We start from the raw sequence: 12971 nt of genomic DNA, 5'->3' as shown, positions 1-12971 counted from the left end.
AAAAATGCTCAAGAAAAATAGCTTTGATTCTAGTCAAATAATGTTTCGTAGTGATGAATTGATGAATGCGGCATCAAATCGTTATAAAATTACTGTGGCGGTAGCTAAAAGGGCGAAACAACGCAGAAAAGAAGACTTTGAAAATATTGAAGAAGTGATGAAACCCGTACTAAGAGCTATTATAGAAATGTCTGATGAAATTACTCAACCTCAGATTATTAGTGATGACTTATACAAAAATATTGGGCAAAAGTAACAAAAGTAAATGGTTACATTTATCTTTATTTTTAACCACTTTTCTCCTCGTTACCCATATCAATTTTTTTGGTATGGTAAAACATTTTAGCCCTAATTATTCCTATTCTACGATCGTTCTAGCTCAACGTTTAACCCCAGAAGTAGTGGCACAAAAAGTATATGAAAAAATCCCAGACTTACCTAAAGGTAACGATTATATCAGTGTCAGTAGTGGAGAAAGGGCGATCGAAAACACTTTAGTTAGTCGTATGATACGCTATCATGAGTTTGTCAAAGCGCGCCCGTTGACTTATCGTCTCGATTGGAAATTGACTTTAGCGGATTATCTGCGCAAAAATGAAATTATCGATGAGCAAAGGTATCCGGGTAGAAGTACTTTAACACAAAATCCCCTAGAGTTCGATCGAGCCATCATCGATAGATTAACCATGCAACAGAGGGAAGAATTAGTTAATGTGTTAGTGAGTATTTATAACCCTACCCCTGAAGAAACAAAAGGAGAAAACCGAAGCAAACCTTCCGAATCTTCTTCCCCTCCGTCTTCTGGTTTCGTTTTACCTCAACCCGGAGACGCTAATTTACTTTTACCCTAGAAAATATTTTGATTTAAGCTAAAACGCATTTACATTTACTGATGAAGGTAAGACTCGGAAGACTAGAAGACAAGGGAGATTTGTTGATTTATTTATAACAAAATAATATGCAACTTAGATGCTTCCTAGCTTAGTGTTTTATTTTACCAAAACGTCGATCTCGCTGTTGATAATTTAACAAGGCTTGATGAAACTCCTCTCGATCGAAATCTGGCCATAGGGTAGGCGTAACATAAATTTCTCCATAAGCCATTTGCCACAACAAAAAGTTACTCAAACGCATTTCACCGCTAGTACGAATTAACAAGTCGGGATTAATCAACTCTCCCGTATAAAGATTTCTCTCAAATAATTCTTCGTTAATATCTTCTACTCTAATCTTACCTTGCTGTACTTCAGAAGCGATCGATTTACAAGCATGGAGTATTTCTTGACGACTACCATAATTAGTCGCTACATTGAATTGAATACCCTTATTATTAGCGGTTTTTTCCATAGAATAAGCGATTTGTGCCTGTAAGGAATCGGGTAAAGCCTTTAAATCACCTACAAAACGGATTTTAACATCTTCCGCCATCATTTCTTCCAATTCTTTGCGCAATACTCGCTCAAAAAGAGTCATTAAAAATTCTACCTCATGGGTGGGTCTTCCCCAATTTTCTGTGGAAAAAGCATAGGCAGTTAAAACTTCTATACCCCAATCATCACAACAACGGAGTAAACTTTTGAGCGCATCAACCCCTTTTTGATGTCCAATTATACGGGGAAAACCTCGACTTTTTGCCCAACGTCCGTTACCATCCATAATCACTGCTACATGACGAGGAATCCTTTGTCGATCTAAATCTAAGGGTAATTCTACCAAACTTTGCTTCACACTCATCTGAATTATTAACTAAATAGGATTTTCAACAATGGGATTAATGATGATTACAGATATTGCATCGATAACAGTAAAATAAAAACTTATCAACAAAATTAATTTTATCTCGATCGTCCTTTAAAGTCTATGGATAATGAATAATTAATAATGAATAATTAACAATATTATCCCTGTGTCTCAATTTTAATTTTTAGTTCAATTTATTGAACGTTTACTATTAGCCGTGTAATTCATTACAGGGTGGACTCTTGATTAACTCCATAATTCTCTATTTTTCCTTCTTCATTCTTCATTCTTAATTCTTAATTCTAATATATGGATTTATTACGATCGTTACCCATTGGATTATACTTAGAAAAACCTTTAACATGGTTACATAAATTAGACCCCAGAGTCAAATTAGCATGGTTAATGAGTTTAATTTTATCACCCTTGTTAGCTAATGTATATTGGCGTATTTTTCTGGTATTATTTTTAATCATCATCACGGGGTTAGCCTTGATTCCTTGGCGTGTGCAAAAAAAACAACTCAGTTTTCTTTTGTTTTTCTCTACTCTTATTTTCATCATGACATCCTTTGCCCCCGATGGCTTCAATATTACTTATCAACCACGATTACCGAATAGTGAAATTTCCATAACTCAACCAACGGATTTTCAGTATATAATTTATCAAATAGGTAAGTTTAAAATTACTCAAAGATCATTCGATTTAGCTATTAGAGTTAGTACTTTATTTTTTACTTTAATTTATAGTAGTAATTTATATTTATTGACTACCGCTTCTGAACAAATTACGGCAGGAATGGAAGAATTATTATCCCCTTTAAGAAAGTTTAAAATTCCCATTACAGAAATTATTTTAACCTTAACTTTAGCCTTAAGATTTATTCCTTTAGTCTTAGAAGAAATCCAAAATTTGATTCGATCGATCCGCACAAGGGCTATAAACTGGAAGAAATTAGGTATTAAAAAAAGTATGCAAGTATGGGTAATTGTTGCCGAAAGATTATTAGAAAATATCCTCTTAAGAGCAGAACAAATATCTATTGCTATGGAAGTAAGAGGATTTACAACACCTAATCAACATCAAGTACAATGGCATCAATTAAAACTTAGTATTTTTGATTTTTTAGCTATATTATCCCTTATTTTATTCTGGATAGCACGGATTTCGATCGGTAGTAATTGACCTCCGTTCAAGATAAAATCGTTAATCTAGGGAAGTAATTAAGTCATAGGTAATATTTTCCCTCGATCGAACTTTTGACTTATAATAAAGTTTGCTAACCCCATTGGATCAAATTTCATGGATGCTGAAAAGTTAAAGAAACTAGAAGAAAAATTATACAACGAAACCCCTATTCTTGGCGATCGAATCAGACAACAAGCCGCCAAAGAATTAGTACAAGACAGAAGTATTCAAGCCCTCGAATCTTTAACCAAAGCCCTTATTTTCAGTAAAGATAAGAACTTTCAAAACATAGTATTAGGGGCATTACGTCAAATCAAAATGCAGGAAAAAGATTTAATTGACGTAGTGTGCAAAGTATGGGCAGAAAGTAGAGATGTTGAACTAGGTAAAATCTTGAAATTGAAAGCATGGGTAGCCTCCAAACCTTTATCATTAAGGCTGTTAACTGCGCTAAATTTGGGGTGGCAAGGAATTATAGATGAACAAGGAAAAGAAATTATTGCCCCGTTATTATCCTTGTTTGAAGATGAAGATAGCTTTATTCAACAAACCGCTAAACAATGGAGTAGTAATTTAAGCAACCCTGAATTACAAGAAGAAGTTTGTCGTCTTGCCAGTGAAGAAAATAATCAACTAGCCTTAGAAGTCGCTACCCGTTGCGGTTATACCCCTAGCGAACCATCCCAAAGTGCCTTATTTTGTTACTTTACTCAATTATGGGATAAATACCAAGAAATTGATCCCGAATATAAGTTATTAGAGGAAATTTATTATAACGCCCCCGAAGAATTAAAACAGAGGATTGATGAGCATGGCAAAATTTATAAACGTTTAGAATGGGTGTGGATGCGTTTAGGGGGAAAAGAAGGGCGTAGAATTACCGATGTCACCCTTGAACAATGGGATAAAATTATTGATGTGTTAGCTAACGGTAAACATTGGGAAACTATTTGGTATTTAATGCCCCAAATGCCCATTATTTTAATTAAACCCACTCTGAAAAGATTAGAAAATAACCGTTGGTTGCCCAAAGAACCAGCAGAGAAAATTAAATACTCTGAATTTGCTAAAATCGTTAAAAGTGTCAAAACGAAAACCCCCCCTCAAGGTAAATTAATTCGTTGTATTCACACTCTGCAAGGGCATACTCACGGTATTATCGCCACAGAAATTACTCCCGATAGCCAAACTCTGATTAGTGCAGGAGATGATACCATTCGCCTTTGGGATATTAACACAGGAAAATTATTAAACACCTTAAAAGGACATTTAAAAGGGGTAACAACTCTTTGTTTAAATGAAGATGGTTCAATTTTAGCTAGTGGTAGTCGAGACAAAACTATTTCCGTATGGCGCTTACCTGATGGTAATTTATTGGCTAATTTATCGGCAAATGTAGCGTCAGTATGGTCATTAGCCATGACAACTTCTGCTAATATGATTGCTAGTGCTAGTTATCAAGAAATTCGTCTTTGGCAGTATCCTTCGGGTAAATTGTTTAAGAATTTGAGAGGACATCAAAGGGAAGTTGATAAAATCATTCTCAGTCACGATGGTAATTTGTTAGTGTCTGCCGGTGGAAAAAATGATAACACAGTGAGAGTATGGTCATTACCTAGTGGTGATCATCAATGTACTTTGAGCGGACATACAGACGGTATTTGGGATATGGTGATTACCCCTGATAATCATACTTTAGTTACTGCTAGTCAAGATCATACCGTTAAATTGTGGTCTTTATCTGATAATACGGAAATTGCTACATTAAGTGAACATGAAGGAAAAGTTTGGTGTTTGGGCATTACCCCCGATGGTAAAACTTTGGTGACGGGTAGTGACGATCGAACTGCTAAAGTATGGTCAATTGCAACTCGTAAACTAAATCATACCCTAACAGGACATGAGGGTGGAATCTTTTGTTTAGCTATCAGTGAGGATGGAGAATTATTAGCCACTGGTAGTAAAGATCATACAGTACGACTATGGAATATCTCCAAAGGTGAAAATATTGCTGTTTTAAGAGGGCATCAAAATAGTATTACTACGATTAGAATGACTCCTGATGGTCATACTTTGATTACAGGTAGTCTCGATCGAACTCTCAAATTATGGCGTTGGGATTTAACCCGTTTATGCAATCTTTCCCCCGCTAGTTTCACTCCCGAAGATAAACAATGGCTCAAAAATGCCCTTGAAAGTCCAGATATTTCGATCGAGGAAAAAAATTGGTTAACCCTCATCAATCATATTATTAGGTGAACAATATATGACATTTTATGGTCTTTTTTTGGCGAAGGTATTGAAGAATTATACTTTTGATCATTATCAATATTCGATCGAATCTATGAGTAAAGTTATGACTATCGGTAAATAATAGGTTTAAACCTACCTGAATATATCACCTGATTAATTAGTTTATGAAAAATATTTTAATGGTGTCTCATTCCGACTTTCCCATGAATAGTGCTATTCATGTCCATCATTTTGCCAATGAACTGATAAAATTAGGGTTAGACTGTGTGGTAGCCGTGCCTTGGGATGAAAAAAGTGTCACTTCTATTGACGGTAATTTGTATCAAGTTACCCGTTATGAAGATATAGCCAATATTTCTAGTTACTTTAGCAATAATCAACCCCCCGATATTGTACACTGTTGGACTCCTAGAGAACACGTTAGAATTTATTGCTATCACTTAGCTTCTCTTTACAATTTTAAGTTGGTAATTCATTGGGAAGATAGCGAAGAATGTATCATCGAAAGATTTTTTAAGATACCAGTTAAGGATTGGACATCAGAGTTCGATCGACTCTTACCCTATAATTTATCTCATCCCCAAAAATATAAAGAATTTCTCTCCACCGCCGATGGTGTGACTATTATTATTGATAGATTACGAGAGTTTATTCCGTCTTCCCTTCCTACTCTTACCCTGTATCCGGGGGTTGACACCGCCGAATTTTATCCCCGTGCCAAAAATCTGACATTGTTGCAAGAATTAGGCATTACTGAAAATACCACTATCTTAGTTTATACAGGAATTATACATCCTACGAACCAAGAGGAAGTAAGAAGACTTTACTTAGCCGTAGGCAAACGGAATAAGAGGGGAAAACCGACAGTATTAATTCGCACGGGAGTTGATAATGACTTACCATTGTTAGAGGAAAATGAGTTATGGATTAAAGAATATATTAAAGAATTAGGATGGGTAGAAAGAAAGAAAATTCCTGATATTTTGGCTTTAGCAGATGTGCTAATTCAACCGGGGAAACCTGATGATTTTAATGATTATCGTTTACCTTCTAAAATTCCTGAATTTTTAGCAATGGGAAAACCTGTTATTCTTCCTGATACTAATATTGGAAAAATGTTAACTCATTTAGAAAATGCTTTGATTTTGCCGAATGTAGATGAAGAATCGTTGCAATCTGCCATTGATTTAGTCATTAATGATCAAAATTTAGCTCAAAAATTGTCAGAAAATGCCGTAAAATTTGCTCAAAGTTTTTTTAATTGGAGTAACAATACTCAAAAATTATATGAATTTTATCAAAGTTTATATACTGATGAAAAAGAGACTATTTATAATGATAATTTAGTAGCTCGATCGAACTTATATAAAAAAGATTTAGAGATTAAATCATGGGAAACATTAAAGTTATCTTTAGAAAATAAAAGAATTAAAGATGCTTTAAATCAAACCCAAATACAAGTAAAACATTTAGCAGAAATTAATCAACATAATCTCATTAAAATTCACAAGTTAGAAGAAATTAATCAACAGGAAGCCCTAAAACTTGAGAAACTAGAAGAAGTTAATCAAAATAATTTAGTTAAAATTCAACAATTAGAAAAAAATAATCATGAGTTAGTTTATAATTTAACTCAACAAAATCAAGATTTTAAGTTGATTGACAATGATTTAATTACCCTAAAAAATATCTTAGATAATCTGCAAATCAAAATGGAGGAATTATCAACAAATAATCATCTTTTACAGGAAGAAATTAATGCTATGAAAAGTAGTAAGTTTTGGATTATGAGAAATCAATGGTTTCGTCTTAAACGTTTTTTAGGTTTGCATCGGGAAAAATAATCTTTTCTACCAGTTCGATCGAACTTTCTAAGGTATCATTAATCACCTGATAATCAAATTCATGGCTAACGGCTAACTCCTCCGTTGCCTTAGTCAAACGTTTGACAATCACCTCCTCCGAATCTGTGCCTCTCCCCCTCAATCTTTGCTCTAAAACCTCTAAAGAAGGGGGTAAAATAAAAATTCTCATAGCAGAAGGAAAACTCTGTTTAACCTGCCTTGCCCCTAAAACCTCAATTTCTAAGATAATAACCTTACCCTGATTAATTTGTTCTAACACAGGTTGACGAGGAGTCCCATAATAATTTCCTGCATACTGCGCCCATTCCAATAACTGATTATCATTAATCATTCTTTCAAATTCGTCACGAGACAAAAAATAATAATCCTGTTTATCCACCTCTCCCTGACGAGGAAGACGAGTTGTCGCTGATATAGATAAAAAAATGTTTGAGTATTTTTGACGCAAAGCCTTAACTATTGTACCCTTACCCACGCCACTAGGTCCAGTAATGACAACTAATTTTCCCTCATCATTCATGTTTTTATTATCTATCCTTTCCAAAATCTTATATACAGCTTAAGCAATTATAAGCTAATTTGCATTTAACTGATTACTTATTCTGTCATTGCGAGGCACGAAGCAATCTCAAGTAACCTCAATTAACTCAATGAGATCGATCGATTTGAATAAATAAAAAAACTTTGGGATGTGATCCCTGACTCTGATACACTTTTTGTGGATAACTTTTTATTAATTTAGATACCAATAAATTTAATTACATATCTTTGGAGGATATAAATGTTAGAAACAACTCTCGGATTAGAGATTATTGAAGTAGTAGAACAAGCTGCGATCGCATCTGCTAAATGGATGGGAAAAGGAGAAAAAGATACTGCGGATGAAGTAGCCGTAGAAGCCATGCGCGAAAGAATGAATAAAATCAGAATGCGCGGCAGAATCGTTATCGGAGAAGGCGAAAGAGATGACGCACCCATGCTCTATATTGGAGAAGAAGTAGGTATTTGTACTCGCCCCGATGCAGGAAATTACTGTAATCTTGATGAATTAATTGAGATCGATATTGCAGTTGATCCCTGTGAAGGTACTAACCTTGTTGCTTATGGACAAAATGGCTCTATGGCAGTACTCGCAATTTCCGAAAAAGGTGGATTATTTGCAGCACCCGACTTCTACATGAAAAAATTAGCTGCCCCTCCTGCGGCAAAAGGTCATGTGGACATCAACAAAACTGCTACAGAAAACCTCCAAATCATTGCTGAGTGCATGAATCGTAGTATAGAGGAATTAGTTGTTGTAGTAATGGATCGTTCACGTCATAACGACTTAGTGAAAGAAATTCGTGAAGCAGGGGCAAGAGTTCGTTTAATCAGTGATGGTGACGTTTCTGCCGCTATTTCTTGTGCTTTCTCAGGTAGCAACATTCACGCTTTAATGGGTATCGGTGCCGCTCCCGAAGGAGTTATTTCCGCCGCCGCTATGCGTTGCTTAGGTGGTCACTTCCAAGGACAATTAATTTATGATCCTGAAGTAGTGAAAACTGGTTTAATTGGTGAGAGTAAAGAAAGTAACCTTGAGCGTTTACGCAGTATGGGTATTACTGATCCTGACAAAGTTTATAACGCTGACGAGTTAGCATCGGGTGAAACCGTATTATTTGCCGCTTGTGGTATCACCCCCGGTACTTTAATGCAGGGTGTTCGTTTCTTCCATGGTGGTGCAAGAACTCAAAGTTTAGTAATCTCTAGTCAGTCTGGTACTGCTCGTTTTGTGGATACTATTCATATGTTCGATAAACCCAAAAATATCCAATTAAAATAATAACGTAGGGTGGGCATTGCCCACCTTTAATATTCTAATAAACTTCGATCGTAATATAAGAAAAGAAGGGTTGAATATTATTCAACCCCTACAGACAAATAAAAAATTTTTGACGATGTGGAATAAATTTGAGCTTACTCATTCCCTATTTTCTATTTTTTACCGATACTTTTACCGTAATCCCTAATTACCCTTATCCCTTATGATTGAATACGGCAAATATAGATATAGATAAATATTCAAACTTGATATTGTAAATATGAAAATTTTAATTACTGGTGGCGCTGGTTATATCGGTTCAGTATTAACGCCTGTTTTATTAAGTAAAGGCTATGAAGTAACTGTCGTTGATAATTTTATGTTTCGTCAAAATAGCCTCGCCGAATGTTGTCAATACGATACCTTTAACGTAGTTAGGGGGGATTGTCGAGACGAAGGGTTAATGAAAGATTTAGTGAAAGATGCCGATGTCATTATTCCTTTAGCGGCGTTAGTAGGTGCGCCTTTATGCGGTAGAGACAAGATAGCAACAGAAACCACCAATCGAGATGCTATCCAAATGTTATGCCGTTTAGCTAGTAAAGAGCAAAGATTTTTAGTACCCATTACCAATAGCGGTTATGGTATCGGAGAGAAAGGTAAATTTTGTACGGAAGAAAGCCCATTACGCCCTATTTCTGCCTATGGTGTCACTAAAGTGGAAGCAGAAAAAGCCATTTTAGAGAGAGAAAATAGTATTAGTTTCCGCTTGGCTACGGTTTTCGGGATGTCTCCTCGTATGAGAGTGGATTTATTAGTCAATGATTTTGTTTATCGTGCCGTGACCGATCGAACTGTGGTAGTATTTGAAGGACACTTTAAGCGTAACTATATCCATATCCGAGACGTGGTGAAGGTGTTTTTACACGGTTTAGACAACTTTGAGAGTATGAAGGGTAAACCCTATAACGTAGGCTTAGAAGACGCTAACCTGTCAAAATTAGAATTGTGTGCCGAAATTCAGAAACAGATACCCAATTTCTATTATATTGAAGCACCTATTGGTGAAGACCCCGACAAAAGAGATTATATTGTTTCTAATGCCCGAATTTTAAGTACTGGTTTTACTCCAGATTGGACATTAGCCAGAGGTATCAAAGAATTAATCAAAGGTTATACTATTCTTCGCAATACCATTTACTCTAACGTTTAATAATATAATGTTACTATTGAGTAGTAAAAATTTTGACTACTTTTTAGTAATCTTATGACTGCAAAAAAAATTTCTATCTCCATTTCTGCTGATTTAGCAGTATTTATGGAGAATTATAAAAAAAGTAAAGATTGTAAGTCTATTTCACAAATAGTTGAAGAAGCATTAATTTTACTTCGAGAAAAAGAATTAGAAAATGCCTACAGGGAAGCTAACACAGAAATAGATGATTCATGGGATGTATTAGCAGGAGATGGATTAAGTGATGAAACGTGGTGATATTTTCTATGCTAATCTTAATCCTACCATTGGTTCAGAAATTGCCAAAATTCGTCCTGTTTTAATCGTCAGTAATGACATCAATAATCGTATGGCTTCCACTGTAACGGTATTGCCCATAACTTCTAATACAATCAAAGTTTATCCTTTTGAGGTGTTTATCTCTAAAAATGAGTCGGGTTTACCTGAAGACTCAAAAATTCAAGCCCAACAAATTAGGACAATTTCTAAACAAAGATTGAAGGGCGATCGAATTTTTACTCTTAATCAAAATATAATGACTATAGTTGACATGGCAATTAAGTTACATTTAGGTTTAAATCCGTAAGGGCTTAATGTGTTAAGTGTACCAATGGTACGATTTAAGTTAATTCTCAAAATCTCTCCCCGTTGAATTTTCATCAAATTAATTCTTCTGTTATATAAAACTTACTCATAGTTAACTATGACGTTTACTTCTTGCTTCTACCAGAATAAGTAGATATGAGGAAGTATAATAAACTATCTGTTAACAGTTAAAAGCTCCCACTGATTCACTATTCATAAATTCTTTCACATCATCAGGATAAGTAAAATCCGATGGAATACTCTCTAATAATTCATCAAGAGTCAAAGATTCTTTCTTTTTTTTGATAATTAAACTATCATTTTCTTGAATTAATTCAACTACTGACTGTGTATCTAAATTTAAACTTTTCGCTAAAGTATGAGGAATACGCAAACCAAGACTATTTCCCCACTTTTTTAATTCAATTTCCATAATTTTTTGATTGAAATTATACATTGTATAATAACACTAACTAAATAAACCATGACACAAAGGAATCTCTATTTTGTCTTCCCCGAAATGAATATCAATAGTGGAGGGCATATCGCTCAAATGAAGTTTATGTCGATCGCACAGGAGCATTTTCTAGGTATATGCGATGTACAACCCGTCACCTATAGGAAGAAAGAAGCGAATATTCTGTACTTAGATGAGGTAATTAGGGATATTAGTGCGACTAATAATATTTATGCTATTCATTGGGGTCCTGATATTCCACAACTTTTAACAAAACTTAACAAATTTAATGTAGTTTATTTTGCTCACAGTACAGGATATAAGTTTAAAATCCCCTCAAAAGTGCCGATAATCAACGTTAGTAAGCATTCTCAAGCCTATTGGGGTAGATTTGCTCCAAATAACCTTATTTTTTATCTTCCTAATGAGATTTCCGACAAATATCAACAGCACTCAGGAGAAAGATCGATCGATGTATTAGTACAGAAACGCAAATCTTCCAAATATTTAATCGAAGAACTTGTACCAGCGTTAAATCCGCACTGTAATTTGACCTTAATTGATTACTGGGTGGAGGATTTAGCCACTATATTTAATCAAACGAAAGTGTATCTTTATGATTCTACGGAATATTGGGTACAAGCGAGAGCTAGTGAGGGTTTCGGGTTGCCTCCTTTAGAAGCAATGGCTTGTGGATGTACAATTTTTTCTAGTATAAATGATGCGTTATCAGATTATTTAGACCCTAGTTTTAATTGTCATAAATTGCGGGTTTATTCTAAGGAATATGATGTCCAAAGAATTTTATCGGCGGTGGAAAATTGGCAATCAAATACAAACAATTTAGACATAGTTAATAATTATCGTTTACCGTTAATAAAACAACGTTTTGATCATATATTTAAGGAAATTAATCTCTTTTTTGATCATCAAAAATCCTATCCTGCGAATATTCCTCCGATTATTCAAAACAAGCCCTTTTCTTTAGAGAAAGTTATCAAAAAAATTAAGTCTTTTTTCTAATTTTTTGTCATTGCGAGGCACGAAGCAATCTCTCTAATACTTTAGGTTATTGTAAATATTGAATACTATTAATTATTATATGAAAAATTCGATCAAACCATGTCAAAACACAATAGCGGTTATTTTAGCAGGAGGATTTGGTACGAGAGTTAAGCATCTTTTACCTAATATTCCTAAGCCCATGGCAACAGTCGCCGATAAACCTTTTATCGAATGGATTGTTAACTATTTACAGCAACAAAATATCGATAAATTTATCCTTTCTACAGGTTATTTAGGGGATGTGATAGAAAAATATTTTAAGCAAGAATCTTTCAACAAAATTAAGATAAATTGTTATCAAGAAAATGAACCTTTAGGCACAGCAGGAGGCTTTGTTAATGCAGTAAATTTGTCTAATCAAATACCTAATTCGTGGTTAGTAACTAACGGTGACTCTCTCATTTTTACTGACTTAAATCCCATGTTTGAGTATCTGAATAATGATGAGATTGAAGGGGTGATTTTAGGGTTATCTTTACCTGATGCTTCCCGTTATGGTTCGTTAAAATATGATGATGATTATAATTTAATTAGTTTTGCGGAAAAACAACAGGGAAAAGGTGTTATTAATGCTGGAGTTTATATTTTTAAACATTCTGTGATTAACAAATTTCCTGATAAAAAACCTCTCAGTTTTGAATATGATGTTTTTCCTGAGTTACTTCAAAAAGGATGTAAAATTAAAGTACATATAACGGAAGCACCTTTTTTAGATATTGGTACTCCTGAAACTTTAATTCAAGCTGAAAATTTTATCAAAAATAATTGGACTTTTTAATGTTC

The 12971-nt window shown here is 34.4% G+C and carries 14 protein-coding genes; 11 read left to right on the top strand and 3 right to left on the bottom strand.

The window, feature by feature from the left end; genetic code table 11:
• Positions 1–4 precede the first annotated feature (4 nt).
• On the top strand, positions 5–256 hold the full coding sequence (locus ACN4EE_RS06650) for a DNA-directed RNA polymerase subunit omega (protein ID WP_431705629.1): 252 nt from the start codon (positions 5–7) through the stop codon (positions 254–256).
• On the top strand, positions 225–851 hold the full coding sequence (locus tag ACN4EE_RS06645) for a hypothetical protein (protein WP_431705628.1): 627 nt from the start codon (positions 225–227) through the stop codon (positions 849–851). The genes ACN4EE_RS06650 and ACN4EE_RS06645 overlap by 32 nt, the downstream gene beginning before the upstream one ends.
• 130 nt (positions 852–981) lie before the next feature.
• On the opposite strand, the gene ACN4EE_RS06640 is transcribed toward ACN4EE_RS06645, so the two are convergent.
• Positions 982–1734: an isoprenyl transferase gene (locus ACN4EE_RS06640; RefSeq protein ID WP_431705627.1), complete on the bottom strand. Its 753-nt coding sequence runs from the start codon at positions 1732–1734 to the stop codon at positions 982–984.
• A gap of 315 nt (positions 1735–2049) precedes the next feature.
• Here ACN4EE_RS06640 and ACN4EE_RS06635 point away from each other — a divergent pair, with 315 nt between their 5' ends.
• The 3 genes from ACN4EE_RS06635 (at position 2050) to ACN4EE_RS06625 (ending at position 7025) form a co-directional block, all read left to right on the top strand.
• A complete protein-coding gene (locus tag ACN4EE_RS06635) occupies positions 2050–2925 on the top strand; it encodes an energy-coupling factor transporter transmembrane component T family protein (RefSeq protein WP_431705626.1) in 876 nt (291 codons plus the stop codon).
• Positions 2926–3042: 117 nt separating this feature from the next.
• Positions 3043–5187 carry a WD40 repeat domain-containing protein gene (locus tag ACN4EE_RS06630; protein WP_431705625.1) on the top strand — a complete coding sequence of 715 codons (2145 nt, stop codon included), beginning with the start codon at positions 3043–3045 and terminating at the stop codon, positions 5185–5187.
• A 158-nt stretch (positions 5188–5345) separates the two neighbouring features.
• Positions 5346–7025 carry a glycosyltransferase family 4 protein gene (locus ACN4EE_RS06625; RefSeq protein ID WP_431705624.1) on the top strand — a complete coding sequence of 560 codons (1680 nt, stop codon included), beginning with the start codon at positions 5346–5348 and terminating at the stop codon, positions 7023–7025.
• Here the strand turns inward: ACN4EE_RS06625 and gmk are convergent.
• Positions 6991–7566 (bottom strand): guanylate kinase, encoded by a 576-nt coding sequence (gene gmk / locus ACN4EE_RS06620; RefSeq protein ID WP_431705643.1) that lies wholly within the window; start codon positions 7564–7566, stop codon positions 6991–6993. The two genes, ACN4EE_RS06625 and gmk, sit on opposite strands and share 35 nt — an antisense overlap.
• 261 nt (positions 7567–7827) lie before the next feature.
• On the opposite strand from gmk, the gene glpX reads away from it, so the two are divergent.
• The 4 genes from glpX (at position 7828) to ACN4EE_RS06600 (ending at position 10667) form a co-directional block, all read left to right on the top strand.
• Positions 7828–8868: a class II fructose-bisphosphatase gene (glpX, locus tag ACN4EE_RS06615; protein ID WP_431705623.1), complete on the top strand. Its 1041-nt coding sequence runs from the start codon at positions 7828–7830 to the stop codon at positions 8866–8868.
• A 259-nt stretch (positions 8869–9127) separates the two neighbouring features.
• Entirely contained in the window at positions 9128–10060 is a 933-nt protein-coding gene (locus tag ACN4EE_RS06610; protein ID WP_431705622.1) for an NAD-dependent epimerase/dehydratase family protein, read from the top strand.
• A 54-nt stretch (positions 10061–10114) separates the two neighbouring features.
• Positions 10115–10339 (top strand): CopG family transcriptional regulator, encoded by a 225-nt coding sequence (locus tag ACN4EE_RS06605; RefSeq protein ID WP_431705621.1) that lies wholly within the window; start codon positions 10115–10117, stop codon positions 10337–10339.
• Positions 10326–10667: a type II toxin-antitoxin system PemK/MazF family toxin gene (locus tag ACN4EE_RS06600; RefSeq protein ID WP_431705620.1), complete on the top strand. Its 342-nt coding sequence runs from the start codon at positions 10326–10328 to the stop codon at positions 10665–10667. The genes ACN4EE_RS06605 and ACN4EE_RS06600 overlap by 14 nt, the downstream gene beginning before the upstream one ends.
• Before the next feature lie 180 nt (positions 10668–10847).
• On the opposite strand, the gene ACN4EE_RS06595 is transcribed toward ACN4EE_RS06600, so the two are convergent.
• Positions 10848–11099, bottom strand: a complete 252-nt coding sequence (locus ACN4EE_RS06595) for an AbrB/MazE/SpoVT family DNA-binding domain-containing protein (RefSeq protein ID WP_431705619.1) — start codon at positions 11097–11099, stop codon at positions 10848–10850.
• Between the two features lie 51 nt (positions 11100–11150).
• Here ACN4EE_RS06595 and ACN4EE_RS06590 point away from each other — a divergent pair, with 51 nt between their 5' ends.
• Together ACN4EE_RS06590 and ACN4EE_RS06585 are read left to right on the top strand one after the other, a co-directional pair.
• Entirely contained in the window at positions 11151–12146 is a 996-nt protein-coding gene (locus tag ACN4EE_RS06590; protein ID WP_431705618.1) for a glycosyltransferase, read from the top strand.
• Between the two features lie 79 nt (positions 12147–12225).
• Positions 12226–12966: a nucleotidyltransferase family protein gene (locus ACN4EE_RS06585; protein ID WP_431705617.1), complete on the top strand. Its 741-nt coding sequence runs from the start codon at positions 12226–12228 to the stop codon at positions 12964–12966.
• The last annotated feature ends 5 nt before the right edge of the window (positions 12967–12971 follow it).

This window comes from Geminocystis sp. CENA526, from assembly GCF_050753365.1.
Taxonomy (GTDB): domain Bacteria; phylum Cyanobacteriota; class Cyanobacteriia; order Cyanobacteriales; family Cyanobacteriaceae; genus Geminocystis.
This window is presented reverse-complemented; position numbering and strand designations above follow the sequence as displayed.